At 43.3% G+C, this 19,189-nt stretch carries 14 protein-coding genes; 2 read left to right on the top strand and 12 right to left on the bottom strand.

Annotated elements, in window-relative coordinates; translation table 11 throughout:
- Nucleotides 1–27: 27 nt before the first annotated feature.
- From amrA to BLO53_RS05035, 6 genes are all read right to left on the bottom strand, one after another.
- Entirely contained in the window at nt 28–1,425 is a 1,398-nt protein-coding gene (amrA, locus tag BLO53_RS05060) for an AmmeMemoRadiSam system protein A (protein WP_092059403.1), read from the bottom strand.
- 20 nt (nt 1,426–1,445) lie between these two features.
- Nucleotides 1,446–3,470, bottom strand: coding sequence for a glycoside hydrolase family 3 protein (locus BLO53_RS05055; RefSeq protein ID WP_092059402.1), 2,025 nt, complete (start codon nt 3,468–3,470; stop codon nt 1,446–1,448).
- A gap of 73 nt (nt 3,471–3,543) precedes the next feature.
- Complete coding sequence (locus BLO53_RS05050; protein ID WP_092059401.1) at nt 3,544–5,568, bottom strand: glycoside hydrolase family 31 protein; 2,025 nt, start codon at nt 5,566–5,568, stop codon at nt 3,544–3,546.
- 139 nt (nt 5,569–5,707) lie between these two features.
- Entirely contained in the window at nt 5,708–6,679 is a 972-nt protein-coding gene (locus BLO53_RS05045) for a methyl-accepting chemotaxis protein (protein WP_092059400.1), read from the bottom strand.
- Between the two features lie 13 nt (nt 6,680–6,692).
- Entirely contained in the window at nt 6,693–7,748 is a 1,056-nt protein-coding gene (locus tag BLO53_RS05040; RefSeq protein WP_092059399.1) for an FIST signal transduction protein, read from the bottom strand.
- 335 nt (nt 7,749–8,083) lie between these two features.
- Nucleotides 8,084–10,147: an oxidoreductase gene (locus BLO53_RS05035; RefSeq protein WP_092059567.1), complete on the bottom strand. Its 2,064-nt coding sequence runs from the start codon at nt 10,145–10,147 to the stop codon at nt 8,084–8,086.
- Nucleotides 10,148–10,647: 500 nt separating this feature from the next.
- Here BLO53_RS05035 and BLO53_RS05030 point away from each other — a divergent pair, with 500 nt between their 5' ends.
- On the top strand, nt 10,648–11,475 hold the full coding sequence (locus BLO53_RS05030) for a patatin-like phospholipase family protein (RefSeq protein ID WP_092059398.1): 828 nt from the start codon (nt 10,648–10,650) through the stop codon (nt 11,473–11,475).
- Between the two features lie 217 nt (nt 11,476–11,692).
- A complete protein-coding gene (locus BLO53_RS05025) occupies nt 11,693–12,982 on the top strand; it encodes an aminotransferase (RefSeq protein ID WP_092059397.1) in 1,290 nt (429 codons plus the stop codon).
- 49 nt (nt 12,983–13,031) lie between these two features.
- Here the strand turns inward: BLO53_RS05025 and BLO53_RS05020 are convergent, their stop codons facing one another.
- The 6 genes from BLO53_RS05020 to rlmN all read right to left on the bottom strand — a co-directional run bounded on the left by BLO53_RS05020 (nt 13,032) and on the right by rlmN (nt 18,978).
- Nucleotides 13,032–13,385, bottom strand: coding sequence for a response regulator (locus BLO53_RS05020; protein ID WP_092059396.1), 354 nt, complete (start codon nt 13,383–13,385; stop codon nt 13,032–13,034).
- Nucleotides 13,386–13,468: 83 nt separating this feature from the next.
- Nucleotides 13,469–14,047, bottom strand: a complete 579-nt coding sequence (locus tag BLO53_RS05015; protein ID WP_092059395.1) for a histidine phosphatase family protein — start codon at nt 14,045–14,047, stop codon at nt 13,469–13,471.
- Nucleotides 14,044–15,030 (bottom strand): ribosome small subunit-dependent GTPase A, encoded by a 987-nt coding sequence (gene rsgA, locus BLO53_RS05010; RefSeq protein ID WP_092059394.1) that lies wholly within the window; start codon nt 15,028–15,030, stop codon nt 14,044–14,046. Before rsgA ends, BLO53_RS05015 begins: the two co-directional genes overlap by 4 nt.
- Nucleotides 15,031–15,036: 6 nt before the next feature.
- Nucleotides 15,037–17,097: a Stk1 family PASTA domain-containing Ser/Thr kinase gene (gene pknB, locus BLO53_RS05005; protein WP_092059393.1), complete on the bottom strand. Its 2,061-nt coding sequence runs from the start codon at nt 17,095–17,097 to the stop codon at nt 15,037–15,039.
- Nucleotides 17,090–17,854, bottom strand: a complete 765-nt coding sequence (locus tag BLO53_RS05000; protein ID WP_026489583.1) for a Stp1/IreP family PP2C-type Ser/Thr phosphatase — start codon at nt 17,852–17,854, stop codon at nt 17,090–17,092. The genes pknB and BLO53_RS05000 overlap by 8 nt, the downstream gene beginning before the upstream one ends.
- A 65-nt stretch (nt 17,855–17,919) precedes the next feature.
- Nucleotides 17,920–18,978, bottom strand: coding sequence for a 23S rRNA (adenine(2503)-C(2))-methyltransferase RlmN (gene rlmN / locus BLO53_RS04995; RefSeq protein ID WP_092059392.1), 1,059 nt, complete (start codon nt 18,976–18,978; stop codon nt 17,920–17,922).
- Between the last annotated feature and the right edge of the window lie 211 nt (nt 18,979–19,189).

Here is a 19,189-nt window from a genome sequence, read left to right as displayed (position 1 = left end):
ACAAAGCGGCTCCCTGCATATATGACTTTATGTATGTCTTATTACTTCAAAGCGCTGCAATTTGATCTCGTCATCCTCTGTGATACCGCCCTTTTGCATAGCTATCGCAACCTGCTCTTCTACAGTATCAACTCCCTCAAGATCAGGAAGAAGGAGGCCTCTCTTGTGTCCGCTAGTTACTATAACTCCGTAACGCTTTACATCAAGTTCATCAAGTCCTGATATATCCTGAGGTCTTCCCAGAACATCCACGTTTATCACAAGGTCTTTGAGTTCATCCGGCCTTATAGGCGAAAACCTTGGATCCCTTGTTGAAGCACTGATACCGTTTTCTATTATCTCAAGTGCCACGTTATTTTGTGTTGGCCCTATAGTACCAATGCATCCCCGCAAGGCTCCGTTTTTGTGAATAGATACAAAGGCTCCTGCCCTGATATTAAGCATTTCAGAAGGAAGATTTCCGGGAAGAGCGAGTTTTTTGCCCTTTAAAATGTAGCTCACAACGCTCTGATAGGCCAGTTTCACATATGGATCCGGTTTGTCGCAAACCTTCTCAAGTTCTCTTTCCATGTCCCTTTCAAGGTCCTTATAATATGCCTTTAGCATGCACCTCTTACTATCCTTCTCAAGAGGCTCAAACATGCATATTCCGTAGCCTACTCCTGTCACGTCCTGGTGTGAGAGCTTTACAGCACTTACTCTGTAGCCATCAAGAGCCCCTGCCATTATGACAAAAGACCTATGCCCGCACTCTGCTGCCTTTTCGCAAAAAGATTCATCGAAGTAAAAGAGTTCCTTGAAAGCCGCTCTGGAACACACATCCATGATCTTTTGGTCATAGACAGGCCCCTCCGGAGCGTAGCCATAAGGCCCGTAGCTTTGAAGCTTGTGTGACAAGTCCCCGCTTGCCACAAACACAACCTTCCTGCCAAGCTTATCAACTGCCTTCTGGATCATCTGCCCCAGCTTGTAGTGGTCAGTAAGAGGAAGGGACGACAAGCCTATCCTGACGATCTTACCTCCCTTATACTTCTTTCTTATAAACATAAGCGGGACCATACACCCGTGGTCTAAATCCTTGTCCCTCTCTCCAAGAGTCCCCGCAGGAAAGCCCTGCTTGTCTGCCTGTTTGCAGATCTCTTTTACCAGGTCCATGTCATAGGCCTCAAGAAATCTTACGCCCCCTGCACCAAACTGGGCAAAAGAGCCCATGGCAGCATTCCCTGGAGAAATATGAAAATAATCAGAATACATGACAGTATGCGGGCTCGTGATAACGATAGTTTCAGGCTCAAGCTCTGCTATCCTCTCAGCCACCCTTTCATACGCCATAGTTGTTTCTTTTATCTGCTCTTCTCCGCCTCTTCCAACTTCAGGAACAATAAGCGGCGGATGTGGAACCATAAATGCACCTACAATTGCCATTTATCCCCCTCCACATAGTTTTATACCCTGCTTGTACTAACGTTTTCATAACCGTCGGCAAAAGAAATCCTGACTTTGGTCTTCTTGCCTCTGGCAAGGCTTATCTTTTCAAAACCAATAAGCTCACGAACGCCTTTCTTTATACTGTCTCCATATACAAAGACAACTTCTTTTCCTTCTCTGCGGCCCTTGTTGTGAAGGTTAACTGCCAGTTCTCTCTTCTCCATATCCACCGTCTCTCCTTCAAGGGCAAAGGTGGTATAGGAAAGGCCATAACCAAACGGGAACTGTACAGGGATGTTTTTGGCATCGGTGTACTTGTAGCCCACAAAATGTCCCTCCTTGTAGCTAGAAACCTTAGTATCTCCAAAGGTTCCAACGCTATGAGCTGAGCAGTCCCTGATGTCCTTGTAAAAGGTTTCAGGAAGCTTGCCAGAAGGGTTCACATTACCAAGAAGGACGTCAGCAATAGCTCTTCCGCCTTCACAGCCGTTATAGTAGGACCAGACAAGCGTATCAGCCTGATCTATCCATTCATTCATGGTGACGCTGCTGCCGCCGATCAGAACAATCACCGCATCCTTTCTAAGCTTCAGGATTTCCTTTATAGTTTCATCCTGGCCATAAGGAAGCTCAAGCCCCTGTCTGTCGCATCCCTCAACATCCTGATTATGAGTCAGACCACCCACAAAAATAACGCTGTCATAATCATTTTCTTCAAGGGCCTTCTTGACCTTCTCTATTTCTTCTTTTGTTTTCTCAAGAAGTATTCTCTTTTCCTCAAGTCTCTTATCTGAAATTATTCCCTGAGACTCAAGGCTCTTTTCCTGCCAGTTGTATTCTGTAGCATCCTTGGCAATCTCAGTGCAGTAGCCCTGAAGGTAATCAACTTTGGTATTTCCGCCAAGTCTTTCCTTGAGTCCAAGAAGAGGTGCCACTTCATAAAGAGCCCTTATCTCAGCACTTCCTCCACCAAGAGAATGCGCTCTTATGGCATTATCGCCCACAACCAACACTCTCTTTAGCTTACTCTTATCAAGAGGAAGGATCTTTTCATTGTTTTTCAAAAGAACTATTGACTCTGTAGCTACACTATAAGCTGCCTTCTGGTGAGCAGTTGAGTTGTAGCTTCCGGCTTTTCTCCTGCCATCTAGCATGTGGAGCCTGTTCATAAGATTTAGTATCCTCATGACCTTTGTATCAATGACAGCTTCCGGAACTTCGCCCGCAAGTACAGCCTTTTTAAGCGGCTCTGCGAATTTGTAATTATCGAAATCATCAGTAACTGACATGTCGATATCACAGCCTGCAAGAGCAGCTTTTTTACCATCCTTTATAGCACCCCAGTCAGAAATAACAAGGCCCTTATAGTTCCATTCATCTCTAAGGACTTTTGTCAAAAGAAATTCACTTTCACTGCAGTATTCACCATAAAGCTTATTGTAGGCACTCATTACTGTGTAGGCGCCGCCGTCCACAAGTACCTTTTTAAAATGTTCAAGATAAGTATCTCTTAAAACTTCTTCGTCAACCTCAGTGTCCACTTCAAGCCTTTGTGTTTCCTGATTGTTGACGGCAAAGTGTTTGACGCAGGCAGCTACGTCGTTTTTCTGTATTCCCCTCACAAAGGGAATAGCCAGCTCCGCTGTAAGGTATCCATCCTCACTGAAATACTCAAAGTTTCTGCCGCATAGAGGGCTTCTCTTTAAGTTGATGCCAGGAGCCAGTATCACATCCTTGCCACGTCCCCTTGCCTCTTCTCCAAGGACAAAACCTGCCATCTCGGCAAGTTTCCTGTTGAAGGTACAGGCAAGAGCACTGTTGCAGGGAAGATATGTCACATAATCATCGTTATGACCTAAAAATACCCACTTATTATCATAGAATTCGCCTCTGACACCCATTGGGCCATCAGAAGTCATAAGCTGCGGAATCCCAAGCCTTTTTACCTCACCTGTGTGGAAAAAGCCTGTTCCGTGTATCATCTGAATTTTCTCATCCAGCGTCATCTGTGAAAGGAGTTCCCTTATCTTTTTCTGTGTCATAAATCCTCCATTGCCTTAAAAGTTAATAGTTACTCCCCCGGAATCCCCGCCAGATACACATTATATGTTTTTCTTATGCCCTCTCAAATAATGGCATATAGTCTATTGGTGCGCTTACCTTTACAGTCTGCCCGCCAGTATACTTGGTACCATCACTTGTAAGAGTCCACTCTCCCTTTGGAAGGTATACTTCTCTCTCAAACTCATTGAGGTGAAGAATAGGAGCTACAAGGTACTTGTCACCGAACATGTACTGATCCTTGATATCCCAGCACTTCTCATCCTCAGGGAACTCATAGAACATAGCACGCATAAGAGGTGAGCCGTTCTCATGAGCTTCGTCAAAGAGCTTCTTAAGATAATCCTTCATGCCAATTCTGATGTCGTAATACTTCTTCATGATCTTGAAGTTATCATCGCCATAGCTCCACATCTCGTTGTCCTGGCCTGTGTGAAGATATCCGCCGCCCCAGTCTCTGTCATCAAGAGCTGGAATATTGTAAGGGCCACGATCTCCGTGAAGTCTCATAACTGCAGTAAATGTAGCAAACTGATACCATCTGATAAGGAGCTGTCTAAAGTCAGGATCCTCAACATCATCAGTCATGAAGCCACCGATGTCTGTGTTCCACCATGGAATACCTGCAAGACCCATGTTAAGTCCGCACTGGATCTGATCCTGCAGAGACTCAAAGGTACTAGGGATATCTCCTGACCATACAACGTTGCCATACTTCTGGCTGCCTGCCCATGCGCATCTAAGAAGGTTAACAACCTTGCCATCTCTAAGGTCCTTCATCTTATCATAGTAAGCTCTTGAATACATCTGAGGGTACATATTTGTAACTTCCAGAGCTGTTCCTTCACTGTAGCGGAAGTTTTCAAAGTCATATACGCCGTAATCAGGCTCTGAATTATCAAGCCAGAAGCCGTCAATTCCGAACTCATAGTAGTTCTTTTTGCAGATTTCCCATACATAATCCCTGGTCTCAGGATTGAAGGCATCGATCTCTACACAGTCTCCCTGATAGTCATAGGTCTGAAGAGCACCTCTCTCAGTCTTTATCAAAAGACCTTTCTCAAGCATCGGATAGAAGTTCTCACTCTTTCTATCAACTGAAGGCCAAACTGACACAATGACCTTTATGCCCATTTCATGGAGCTCATCAACCATTGCCTTGGGATCTGGCCAGTACTTCTTGTCGAATTTCCAGTCGCCCTGATAAGTCCAGTGAAAGAAATCGATGATGATCTGGTCGATGTGGATTCCAAGTTCCTTGTACTTTCTGACAATAGAAAGAACTTCTTCCTGTGTACGGTAACGAAGCTTGCACTGCCACAAACCCATAAGCTCCTCAGGGAACTTATCTGCATGTCCTGATGCAAGTGTATAATTTGCAACGATATCCTTAGGAGTATCTGCAACTGTGATATAGTAGTCCATTTCCTTGGTGGATCTCATATCCCACAAGGTCATGTTATTACCAAATGTAACCTGGCCTACTCCTGGATTGTTCCATAAAAGTCCATAGCCAAGATTGGATACAGCAAATGGAACTGAAGCCTGAGAGTTTCTCTGGGCAAGCTCTAAGGTACATCCCTTAAGGTCCATATTCTGCTGCTGATACTGTCCCATACCAAAGATTTTCTCGCCGTCATTGCTCTCAAAGCGAACCTTAAGTGAGTAGTTATCACCGCCGTACAAGCCCTTCCACTCTCTGTTTACCAGCTTAAGGCAGCGGCTCTCCTTGGAAATAGTTCCTCCATAGGATCTGAAATACTCACGTAAAAAGAGCTTGTCATCCCTGTAAAAAGAAAGAACTCCAGCATAGTTTACTTCTGCTCTGATGCGGCCATTTGTGATGCTGGCCCACTCATTTTCTGCGATAGTCCCTTCGCCGGTCTTCTCTGGTACTATATAGGTCTTAACTAAAGCCTTTGTCTCTTTTATCTTCTCTGTAAGAGCCCAGTTTCTTCCAGTAAAATCTCTGTTCATAGTTGCGCGGACTCTAAGTGAATCTTCTCCCCACGCCTCAATTCTTAGTGTCTCACCCTGTCTGCGACAGATAAGTGCGTTTTCTTTACAAATAAACTCCATATACCTTTTTCCTTCCTGCAAATGCAATGTAAAAAAAGAAACTATAGGTATTTTACCACCTATAGTTCCTTAATGTTAGTACCAATATTTCAATTTTGTTACCTCAGATTCCGAATCGTTTCTGCCTTAAAAGCAGTTATCATTCCTTGACAATAGGTTCAATCTGGGAAACCAGATTGTCAATGTGCTCGAAAACGCTACTCTTGGTAGTTCCAAGGGAATTAACCTTATCAAGCTGATTAACAAGATCGTCATGTTCTCTATTGATATCATCAAACCTGCTGCCTATCTTTTTAAGTTCTCCTGCAGCTGAATCTGCAGTATCAGCGATTTCCTGCTGAACAGCGTTTGCTCCGTTTGCGCTTTCTATGATCTCATCAAAAGTAGCCTTGGTCTCGTCAACCTCCTGAAGGCTCTTGTCCATAGCCTCAATTGACTTCTCCATAAGTGCTGTCAGATTCTCACTCTCATTGCCGGCGTTGGCAATAGAAGCATTTACCTGATCGATCATGTTCTTGATCTCGTCAGCAAGCTCTCTTACCTCTGTAGCAACAACTGCAAAGCCCTTACCTGCTGCCCCTGCTCTTGCTGCTTCTATGCTGGCATTAAGGGCAAGAAGGTTTGTCTGGGATGCGATATTGATGATTTTCTTCATGTAATCAGAAATCTGGTCAACAGACTCCTTGAATGTATCAAAGCCTTTAGCCATATCATCAAAGCTTGCTCTTACTTCATTTGAGCTATCCTTAAGGACATCTACCTTGTTCTGAGCGTTCTTCACGCTATTTAAGATATTAACTTTAACATCCTCAAACTTGGAAGCACTTCTGTTGACTGCGTCAAACATCTCATTGAAGTTATCCATATCTTCACGAAGTCTTGCATTACTCTCAATCACATTTCCTACGGCCTCATTCATGTCATGGATTTCTGTAAGAGAGTTTACCTCGTTCTCAACAAGTTTTTTCTGATAAGTCTTGATAGATTCAGCGATGTAAACAAGGGAACGGCTTCTTTCCTCAAAGTCAGGTACAGCTGTCCCTGTAGCTACTGTATTTACTGTAGTTGTATATTGCTGATCATTTTTCTTGGCAAAGATATTTTCAAACATTTTCTTCTCCTTATTATTCAAATACAACACAGGTCATGGTCTGGTTAACAAACTGGGTATTGTAGTGCTCGCCATAGCCAACCAGTCCACAGCTGGTACCTAAAGTTCCAATCTTATCAAGATAAGCATTAAGCTCATTTCTCTGCTTTAATACCAGGTATCTGAAGATACAGTTAACGGAGAAAATAGCTGAAACATGATTAAAGTCGCTTCGGATTCTGTCAACAGTATGCTGAGCTATTTCCATTGGATCACGCATTTCAAGTAGTGTCAGGATATCCGAGTCATTGATCTGTCTGTAAAGAATAAGTCCGCTGCCAGAAACAGCCTTGATAGAAGCGATGCATACGTCATCACCAATCATCTTTCCAAATGGATTTTTGAAGGTCTGATCCACAATACCGCTCTCGCTGCAGCCTGTAAGATCCATGTAGAACTGCTTGGCAGGTTTACCGTTTAGTTCTCCAAGATAGTATTTACTCTTATCTGTCTTAGAGGCAATAAGCTGCTTTTTATCTATTGGCTCGTAGATATTCTCTTTATAGGTCTTAACCCTGCCGCCATCATTTTTAACAACAGCATAAGCCATTCCATCTTCATAAACCTTGCCATTTACGGAAACCTTTCCTGCATCGCCTGTGGCTCCCATAACCTGAAGATTATATTTGGTAACAAGGCCACTTAAGGTCGTCAAAACAGCTGCGTCGTTGCCAGCGCAGAAGTCTATGATCGCAGTATTTTCTTTTCCCGGCTTAACAGCCTGAATGTCCTTTTCCAGTCTTGCAACATGCCTTGCAGGAGATACTGAAACCTTTTCAAGAACCCCTGTCTGTACTGTAACTCCGTCAACGAAACCAGTGATAGAAACGCCATTTTCTACAACAGTCGTATCATATCCCATTCCAACGCAGCCAATACTGGGCACTCCAGGAAACTGTTTCTCGATGGCCGCAACATTAGCTTCAAAGCTATCTCCATTACTTACCATGATAATTAGCTTAGGATTACCAAGTCCTCTTGTCGCCTCAGCGATATTTCCAGAAGTACTTTTACCATAAAAGATTTTCATATCATTCTCCTAACTTATGCTCTGGTTGACAATTCTTAACTTATTTTTTTACAACTAGAAAGCATGTTGCTTGCAACATGCTCGTGCCGAGCGCGGTTGCATTTATGCAACATTTACCTATCGCGCGAGTGCGCATCCATAGCGGAGCGCTTTTTATGATATAGGAATTTCGGAGAAATTTTCTATATCATAAAAAAAACGATAAAATGCCACAAGTAAATTGTAACATTTTACCGTCAATCAATGCTCTATATAAAGAATAAAAAATATTAAATTTGCATTAAATTTATGATATATGCGCCATAAGTCAAATGTCTGTGCATGTTGACTTTGCTTTATAGTCTCATAGCAACTTCGTAGGCTCTCCAGATAACACTTCTAAGATTACCAACTGCCTTGCAGTCACCTACGTAGTCCATATTGCTCTCCCTGTCATTCTCTTTTACAAGAGGATTAGGAATGTAGCCTGCGCTTGATATAACGCTGTCGCACTCTATGGTGAATTCCTTGCCATTTTTGTCTGTGCAGACGATACAGTCTTCCCAGACTTCCTTGAGAGTGGTTTCAAGATATACAGGCACCCTGTAGAGTTCGAACCATTCTCTTAAATATGAGCTATTAGCTAGGCATACTCCCTTTTGAGAAATAAGGTCATCCTTCATCTCTACAATTACAGGCTTCTTGCCTTTAAGTGCCAGCTCATAGGCTATCTCACATCCTGTAAGGCCACCGCCAACTACTGCTACCTTTTCGCCAACTTCAGCTCCTCTTAAGAAGTCGCAGGCTTCTATCATAAGCTCATTTCCTGGGATCATCATAAGTTTCCTGGGAACAGCGCCTGTAGCTATTATAATATCTGATTTGCCAAACTGCCTTACATCAGTTATCTCAGTATTCAAATGAACCTCTATCTCAAGAAGCTTCATCTGTCTGCGATACCAGGCAAGAAGATCTCTGAGTTTACCCTTATAGGACTCAGCACTGGCAGCAATAAAGGTTCCGCCCAGTTCTCCACTCTTTTCATAGATAACAGGCTCATGGCCGCGCTTTTTAAGTACTCTGGCAGCCTCCATACCACCTATGCCACCGCCGATAATGATGATCTTCTTGGGGTGCTTGGTGGGCTTTATATAGTGCTTGTCCTTCTGCATGGTCTCTGCGTTTACAGCGCAGCGGGCAAGATGCAGTGAATCAGAAAGCTCCTGATCGTTAGGAACGCCTTTGTAATGGCACATGTTAAAGCAGCCGTTGTGGCACAGGATACATGGCCTTATATCAGCCTCCTGGCCGTGCATCATCTTGGTAACCCACCTTGGATCTGCCAAAAACTGCCTTGCAAAGCCTGCTCCGTCAATGTCTCCCTTTTCTATTGCCTCAGCAGCAACTCTTGGATCCATTCTGCCTGCGCATACAACTGGAATGTCTACGTATTTCCTAAGGGCCGCAACGTCGCTTAAATTGCAGTTTTCAGGCATATAGATTGGTGGATGAGCCCAGTACCAGGCATCATAGGTTCCATTGTCACAGTTTAGCATGTCGTAGCCAGCTTCCTGCAGGTACTTGGCAGCCTTCTTGGACTCCTCAAAATCACGTCCTACTTCATCATAATCTTCGCCAGGTAGTGCTCCCTGTCTAAAGCCTCTTGTCTTTGATATTACGCTGTATCTTAGAGAAACAGGGAAATCCAGGCCGCACTGCCTTTTTATCTCCTGAACTATTTCTACAGCGAAACGATATCTTCCAGCAAAAGATCCGCCGTATTCGTCAGTTCTTTTGTTGACGTATTTAAGAGTGAACTGATCAAGAAGGTATCCTTCGTGGACAGCGTGGATCTCAACGCCGTCAACTCCAGCCTCTTTGAGAAGTTTAGCAGTCTTACCAAAGGCTGTTATGTACTCTCTAATCTCTTCTACAGTAAGAGCCCTTGATGGAACCTTATCTGACCATCTGTTAGGGGCTTCACTTGCAGAAGCTGTTATCTTATCAAGGTCCATAACGGGCTTTGACAGGACTCTTAAGAACTTATTGGTATAAAGTTTCTCCATCATGGGAGAAATAGTAAAGGAACGGCCAAATCCTGCAGTCAGCTGCACGAATAGCTTGGCTCCTGTCTTGTGAAATTCAGGCATCCACTTAGCCAGATCCTGGTACATTTTCTTGTTGGAATAAAGCCATTGCCCAAACATTGGATTATAAATAGGCTGACATCCAGGAAGTACCAGTCCTGCATTATTTTTAGCAACCTCTAAAATAAAGTCAGCGCCTGCCTTGTCAAAGTGATTTCTCTCCATCCATCCAAAGAGATCTGTTCCTCCCATGGATGTTAGAACAATCCTGTTCTTGATCTGACATGTGGCAATTTTCCAAGGAGTAAAAAGAGGTTCTAGTTTTTTGTCCATATCTTGTCTATGCTCCATATTAATTTTTCCTTCTCGCGAATAACTCTCGCACCAATATATCAATTTTAATCTACATTTCCCAATAAAGCTAGATGCGAAAGCCAAGTCATTTACAGTTTCCACGCCCCTCCCCGCCAGAGCAAGCAGCTACAGCGATGTCCATGAAAGTATTTTTTCGTCTGTGCAAGGAGGGAGTATTCATGAGCCTCCTGGAGGGGCATAAGAATTCTGCTTCGGTTCAACATGTCTGAGCACCAGAGGGCAGCTTTGAACAGTAGAATTCTTATGCCCTCTCCAGGAGGCCTTGAATACCCGAACTGGAGCCGACGAAAAAAACTTTTAGGACGAGCGATCAAATCTGCTTGCTTCTGGCGGGGAGGGATAGTGAAAGGTGTAAATGACATTTGTGTGAAGTGGTTGTAATTTGAGGTGGGGAGTGTAAAATATGAACTACGGTTATATTTGGTGCAATTTAATAATGTTTGTAGGAGGAAGGTTTTATGAAGAAGGGTATTGTGATGGAAGGCGGCGCCATGAGAGGCTTGTTTACCTGTGGCGTTTTGGATGTGCTTATGGAGAATGGAGTGACCTTTGACGGCGCTATTGGAGTGTCTGCAGGGGCAACTTTTGGCTGCAATCTAAAATCCGGTCAAATAGGCCGTGCCTACAGATATAATAAAAAGTACTGCTCTGACCCAAGGTATCACAGCATCCGCTCCCTTATAACAACTGGAGATATCTACAATGTTCCCTTCTGCTATGACGAGCTCCCCTACAAACTTGATAAGTGGGATATAGAAGCCTTTGAAAAAAGTCCCATGGAATTTTACTGCGTTGCAACTGATATAGAAACCGGCAAGCCTGTGTATCACAAATGCGAAACTGGCAAAAAAGAAGACATCGTCTGGATCCAGGCATCTGCCTCCATGCCACTTGTTTCAAGGCCTGTGCATATTGATGGCGGCGTGTATCTCGACGGCGGGATTTCTGACTCCATCCCCCTTAAATTCATGGAAGATCAGGGCTATGACGACATTCTTGTAATAGAGACCCAGCCAATAGACTATGTGAAAGAGCCTCAGAAATACATGCCACTTGTGCGCTTTAGTCTCCGCAAATATCCCAATATGATAAAGTGCATGCAAGAAAGATACCTTATGTACAACCAGGAAAAGAAGTACATAAGGCATCAGGAAGAGCTTGGAAAAGTCCGTGTGATAAGGCCCAAGGAGCCACTTAATATAAGCGCTGTAGAAAAAGATCCCAAGGAGATAACAAGGGTCTATGAGCTTGGCCGCGCAGCAGGATCAGAGTATCTGTCACGTTGAGTATTTTTTACGAAATCACTCATAGAAAAAGGATAACCTTATGCCAAAAAAGCTTTGGAATAACATAACTGAAATTCCACAAAAAAAGCCTTTCAAAAGAGTGTGCGGATTTCATTGTTTTAACGTGATAAATCATCTTGCATTTTAACGGGTGTCCGTGTAATATTGTCGTAGTGTTTTTACGAAAGAATTTCATATGTAAGTGAGGAGAGCCGTTATGAAGAAGTACGCAGAAATGAACAAACAAGAGCTTGAGGAAGAGGTAGTCAAACTCAAGGCTCAGTACAAGAAGTTTCAGGAGATGAACCTTAATCTCAATATGGCAAGAGGTAAGCCTTGCAGAGAACAGCTAGATCTTTCCATGGGTCTTATGGATGCCCTTAATTCCGAGGCCGATCTTTCCTGTGAAGATGGCACAGACTGCCGTAATTATGGTGTTCTTACCGGTATCGATGAAGCCAAAGAGCTTATTGGTGCCATGATGGAGAACAAGCCTGAAAATATCATCATCTACGGCAACTCCTCTCTTAACGTAATGTATGATACAGTTTCAAGAGCGTATACTCACGGTATCATGGGTAACACTCCCTGGTGCAAGCTTGATAAGGTAAAATTTCTCTGCCCTGTTCCAGGCTATGACAGACACTTTGCGATCACTGAGTACTTTGGAATTGAGATGATAAATGTGGACATGACTCCTACTGGCCCTGACATGGACCGTGTTGAGGAACTGGTTTCCTCAGATGAGTCAATAAAGGGTATCTGGTGTGTCCCCAAGTATTCAAATCCTCAGGGCTACTCCTATTCAGACGAGACAGTAAGACGTTTTGCCAGACTTAAGCCTGCTGCCAAGGATTTCAGGATCTTCTGGGATAACGCCTACGGAATCCATCATCTTTATGATAACAACCAGGATTACCTGATTGAGATCCTCGAAGAATGCAAGAAGGCTGGTAATCCAGATATGGTTTACAAGTTTGCTTCTACTTCCAAGATTACATTCCCTGGAAGTGGTATCGCAGCCCTTGCTACTTCCCTTAATAACCTTGATGATATCAAGGCTCAGCTCACTAACCAGACAATAGGCCACGACAAGGTTAACCAGCTTCGTCATGTAAGATTCTTTGGAAACATTGATGGAATGGTAGCCCACATGAGAAAACATGCGGATATTATCAGGCCTAAGTTTGAAGCAGTTCTTGAGATCCTGGACAGAGACCTTACTCCTTGTGGAATTGGGGACTGGACCAAGCCAAACGGCGGCTACTTCATTAGCTTTGATGCTCCAGATGGCTGTGCCAAGGCCATCGTAGACAGGGCCAAGAAGGCTGGCGTTACAATGACAAACGCCGGTGCTACATACCCCTACAAGAAAGATCCACATGACAGCAATATCCGTATTGCTCCAACATATCCTTCTCTTGCAGATCTTCGCACAGCAATGGATATCTTCACAGTTTGCGTAAGACTTACAGCAGCCAAGAAGATGCTTGAGGAAATGGAATAAATATAAAGAAACAGCAAAATGGCTCTCTCATTTTGCTGTTTTTTTATGATTAGCAGTTTTGTAACGCTTCCAGGATTTCGTTGTCATCGTATGGCTTGGTGATATAAATCTCTGCGCCGGCATTAATGGCCTCGATTTTCCTTTGGTTATGTCCAGCAGAAGAGATTATGATAACCTTAGCGCTCTCCCTCTGTTTCTTGATTGCTCTAAGGCTCTCTATCCCATTAATTTCAGGCATAGTTATATCCATAAGAACAATGTCGGGATTCATTTTTTCAAATAGTTCAAGTCCCTCTTTTCCATTTACAGCTTCTGCCACAACCTCGTATCCACTTAGTTCCAGCAGATTTCTGAGCATTTTACGGGAAACTCTCGAGTCATCAACAATTAATATTCTCTTCATATGCAAGCCTCCTGAAAAATCCTTATTCAGTTTATTATAACATCTGCATATGTAATACCGCACTATCATTTTTATTTTTTACTCTAGATTAAAATATCCTGAATAAGCTTATATTCTTCATTACAGGATTCATATATCCTGATCTCGCAGTTCTTGGGACGTGGTCTCCATATGTAGCCTCTTTTTGCGCCCTCAAGATAACCTCTTATAACGCGGATGATCCCGCCATGGCAGGCAATCAGAACTGTGTCGTAGTTCTTTTTCTCAAGATCTTCAAAAAAAGATCTCACTCTCTCTATCATCCCTTTTGTTGACTCAACAGTCTCTGGAGCTTTGAATACTTCCGGAAGCATCCAATAAAGGTTCATTGGAAGCCCCATTGTGGCATAGGGTCTTTGCTCATATTTGCCAAAGTCAGTTTCTATGATACGCTCATCGATTATTATCTGAGAGCGGCTAACTCCGCTTATGATCTCAGCTGTTTCAATTGCCCTATCAAGAGGACTTGAATAAACAGCATCGAATTTCACATCTGCAATTTTATCATGAGCAGCCCTGGCCTGAGATCTTCCCATCTCATTAAGGGGGATATCACTTCTCCCCTGCATGAGCTTTTTAGCATTTAGATCAGTCTGCCCGTGCCTTGTGAGGTATATTTTCATCTTGCTTCTCTCTTGGCTTTCTTGCTATAATCCGGTCTCATGTTCTTGAGCTCCTGGTAGAGGAGCTTGTAGTTGTCATAGCGGACTTTGGCAATCTTGCCCTCCTCTACAGCTCTCTTTACGCCGCAGTCAGGCTCAGCCATATGTGCACAGCCCCCAAATCTGCATTCTGGCTCGTAGGCTTCAAACTCAGGATAGTAGGTCATCAAAGTTTCAGGGGTAACATTCCTCATTTCAAGAGATGTAAAGCCCGGGGTATCAATAACATATGTTCCGCCTTCTGGTGTTTTAATTTCTGAACCTAAAGTTCCTGCACTTGTAGCATCATCTTCACTTGCAAGTGCAATTTCACTATCATCCACAAAGAACAGTTCCGAATGCCTTGTGGTGTTCTTGCCTCTCTCAATCTTTTTACTAAGTTCTCCAGTCTGCATTTGGGCATCAGGGACAAGCTTATTTAAAAGTGAGGATTTGCCAACACCAGAAGGGCCCGCCAGAGTTGTAGTCTTGCCCTTTAGAAGCTTCTTTAGCTCATCAAGCCCCTTTTCCTCCCTGACACTGATAAAAAGAACCTTGTAGCCGCACTTTTCATAGGCATCATAGAGTTCTCTCTGCTCTTTCTCTGTTGCAATATCCTGTTTATTAAAACAGATTATTACAGGAAGATTCTGCTGACGCATCATGATAAGGAATCTGTCTAGCAGGTTATAGCTGGGATTTGGCTTGACGATTGCAAACAAAATAACCGCCTGATCCACATTGGCAACAGGCGGTCTAAGTAGCTGATTCTTTCTAGGAAGTATATCTGCGATATTTCCCAGTTTCTTTTCTTCGTCGATAATGTCGATTTCCACATCATCGCCCACCAGCGGTTTTAGTTTTTGATTTCTGAAAACGCCCTTTGCCTTACATTCGTATACCTTTTTCTCGAAGGTCTCTACGTAGTAAAAGCCGGCGATTCCCTTAATTATTCGTCCTTTCAAAGGTCCTTAATTCTCCTGTGTGAAAGTAACTGCTCTTGTTACTGTAACTTCCTTGGTTTCGCCACCAGTTGTCTCACCAGTTTCAGGATTGGTGGAGGTTGGGGCTGTAGCTGTGTACACAAATGTAAGTGTACCAGTAGGTGATGTAATTCCCTTGGAATTCATCTGGATAGGGAAATCTGATGTTGTTGTATTAAGAAGTGTTGTTCCATCTGAAGTAACAAGTGTTACATGTACTGAAACGCCACTCTGGTAATTCTCTCCCTCAGTAGGAGCAGAAATGTCTGCTGTATAGCTATAAGTAACGCTTGCTGGTCCTGTTGAAAGCTCCATATTGATGGTAGTTCCCTCAGAAACAGATGTGCCATAGGCAATACTCTGGGCACAGATCTTACCAGTAAGGTTAGGATCCTCATTGCTGGTCTCAACAACTGTTCCAGCTGTAAGTCCTGCCTCAACAAGGGTAATAACCGCGTCCTCAGAACTCATTCCGATCACGTTAGGAACACTAACCTGTCCATCTGCCTTGGCTACGGAAACCTCTGTAGCAGCAGCTGCAGCTGTACTAGAAGCATTAGCACCTGTGCTGACAAAAACGCTTACTGTAGCTCCGCTCTTAGCTCTGTTTCCAGCAGCAGGATTAGTGTAGGAAACAACGCCCTTAGCAAGAGTGCTATTAGCATCATCGCCCTTTTCTACCTTGAAGCCCTTGGCATTAAGCTCAGAAACAGCCTCTGCATAGGTCTTGTTACTAACATCAGGAATAATGATGCCATCAGCATTTTCTGCTGTATCGCTGCTTGTAACTGATGAAGCCACGGAAGCAGCACTTGATCCCTCTGCACCAGCATCTGAGCCTCCCATGAACCCTATCTTTCTGGCAACCAGTAATAGTCCCATAAATCCGATAAGCACAGCAAGTACGATTGCCATGACAATTGTAAGCTTCTCTATTCTGCCAGGTCCCTGAGGATCTTTATTTCTGTATCTGTTACGGTCATACTCAAGGAAGTCATCTTCCTCATCCTCGTAATCACGTTTTCTGCGTCTTCTGTCTCTGTCGTAATCTTCATCGGAATTATCTCTGTAATCCCTGTCGTAATCTCTTTCTGCATCTTCCTTGAGTCTCATCTGCTCAGTATCAGAAAGTCTTCCGTTACCAGACTTGACAGAGTTTGTCTCATCCTGGGTAGCTACTCTTGTAGCGCCCTCTTCATCAGGATCTACCAGAGCAACAAAATCCTTGTCAGGTGTGATAAGAGATCTCTTAAGGTCTGCAATAAGCTCTGCGGCATTCTGATATCTTCTGTCGGGGCTCTTCTGGCAACACTTAAGTACAATCTTCTCAACGCTTATAGGAATATCATCATTATAATCAGCAGGGCTTGGAAGATCCTCCTGAATATGCTTGATAGCAATAGCTACTGTAGTATCACCATTAAATGGCACGCGGCCTGTAAGCATCTCAAACAGGGTAATACCAAGTGAATAAATATCGCTCTTGGCATCGCTGTATCCGCCTCTTGCCTGCTCCGGTGATGTGTAGTGAACTGATCCCATTACGTTGGAAGTTATAGTATTACTGGTGGCAGCCTTGGCTATACCAAAGTCTGTGACCTTAACCTTGCCTTCCTTGGAGATCATGATATTCTGAGGCTTGATATCTCTATGAATAATATTGTTGTTATGGGCAGCCTCAAGTCCCATAGCAACCTGTATTGCTATACTAACAGCCTCTTTGACAGAGAGCCTTGATTTCTTCTCAATATATTTTTTCAGAGTGATGCCATCAACAAGCTCCATAACTATGTAGTTGACGCCATCCTCATCACCAACATCATAAACATTAACGATGTTAGGATGCATAAGTCCAGCTGTGGACTGGGCCTCTACACGAAACTTGGAAACGAAGTTCTCATTTTCTGAGAATTCCTGTTTCAAGACCTTAACAGCCACAAGGCGGTTAAGCTTATGATCTTTTGCTTTATATACATCAGACATACCGCCAGTGCCAATCTTCTCAAGCACCTCATAGCGATCGCCGATCACCATTCCTATCTTAATCATTTAGTCCTCCGTCATGGGCCGTTTCCTCAGCAAACGGCTCTATAAGGATAACAGCTATATTATCCTTCCCCCCATTGTTATTGGCCGCGATAACAAGCTTCTGAGCTTTCTCGATAATGTCTCTCTGGCCACTTACTATCATGCGAATCTCTTCGTCCTCTAACATATTGGTAAGTCCGTCAGAGCACATGAGGACTATATCCCCTTTACTAAGTTCCACATTAAAAAAGTCAACGTCCACGGTTTCATCTGCACCTATGGCCCTTGTAATAATATTCTTGTCAAGAGAATTTCTGGCGGTTTCTCTATCAATTCCGCCCATTCTCACCATTTCCTCAACCAGGGAATGATCTCTTGTGATCTGAGTGATCTTGTCGCCTGCTATAACGTAACATCTGGAATCCCCAACATTGGCAACCTGAAGATATCTTCCTAAAACTGTGCATGCTACCACTGTAGTTCCCATTCCGAAAAGCTTGGGATCCTCGGCAGCCTTGGTGCGGAGTTTGGAATTAGCTGTCTTGATAGCCTTCTCAAGAATCTTGACAGGGCTCTGTTCAAAAGACCTTTCTATCTCCTCTACCATAGTATCAACAGTAAATCTTGAAGCATAATCACCGGCGTTGTGTCCGCCCATTCCATCAGCAACAATAAATACGTTTGAAAGATTACCTATCTTTCTATCTGAAGAAAAAACGTAATCCTGATTCAATTTTCGCTTTTTTCCAATATCCGTAACGGAAAAAGTTTTTAACAAGAGGTTCCCTCCAACCTTGTGTGCATCACACAACTTTTTTCATCAACACAAAATAAGCAGAAATACTAACTTTCCTCTAAACGGCGCCTTCGAAGCTGTCCACAGGCCCCGTCAATATCCCTGCCCATTTCTCTTCTAATAGTAACATTTATTCGACTTTTTTCAAGTTTATTTTTGAACGCCACCGCAGTGGTGCGGTCTGTAGGCCTAAAGTCTCTCTCTTTGATCGGATTGACAGGAATTAGATTTACAACACAGTTAAAACCTGATAATAATTCTGATAATTCCCTTGCATCCTCGTCAGTATCATTAACTCCAGCCACAAGAGAATACTCAAAGGTTAGCTGTCTTCCTGTCTTGTCAAAATAGGTTCTGCAGGCATCCAGCACTTCTTTTATATTATATTTGTTGGCTATTGGCATAAGTGCCATTCTCTTGTCCTGATTGGAAGCATGAAGAGAAAGTGCCAGGTTGATAGCAAGCTTCTCATCAGCAAGTCTTAATATATTTGGAACAATTCCGCAGGTAGAAACCGTAAGATTTCTCTGTCCCAGGTTCATTCCATCTTCATTGGACAAAAGCTCAATAAATCTAAGAAGATTGTCGTAATTATCAAGAGGCTCGCCGCTTCCCATAACAACAACTCTTCCCACCTTTTCGCCAGTTATCCTTGATATTGCATATATCTGATCTAGCATTTCAGATGGCAGAAGGTTCCTCACAACACCGTCAATTGTTGAAGCGCAGAACTTACATCCCATTCTGCATCCTACCTGAGATGAGATACATACGCTGACACCAAACTTGTATTTCATAAAGACACTCTCGATCATATTTCCATCAGAGAGCACAAACAGAAATTTCTTGGTATCGTCAAGCTTGGACTCCTGCACCATTTCAGCTCGTAGAGAAACAAAATCAAAGTTCTCCCTGCATTTTTCCTTGAGAGCCTTGGAAATGTTGGTCATCTCATCGTAGTCCCTGGCCTTTTTAACATGCATCCACTCATAGAGCTGCTTGGCCCTGAAGGCTGGCTCTCCCAGGTCTTTCATAGCCTGTGTCAGTTCAGAAAGAGTAAGGGATTTTATATCTGTTTTTCCTGATATTCCTTGAATTAATTCCATTAAATGCTTCCTTCTATTTTATGTGTATCCTAGTTCAATTCCCGTTTTTGGCATAGTACGCAATTCCAGCTTTTGCTTGGTACATGCCGTAGTACATGCCATTCACATTAGATTACAAATCCGCGTGTATCCTGGTTTATTTCCCATCGAGCATTGTACATGCCATACACATTAGATTACAAATCCGCATGTATCCTGGTTCATTTCCCAT

Origin of the sequence: Butyrivibrio sp. INlla14, assembly GCF_900102515.1 — a bacterium.
GTDB lineage: Bacteria > Bacillota > Clostridia > Lachnospirales > Lachnospiraceae > Butyrivibrio.
Note: the sequence above shows the minus strand (reverse complement) of the source record. Positions and strands in the feature narration are given on the sequence as shown.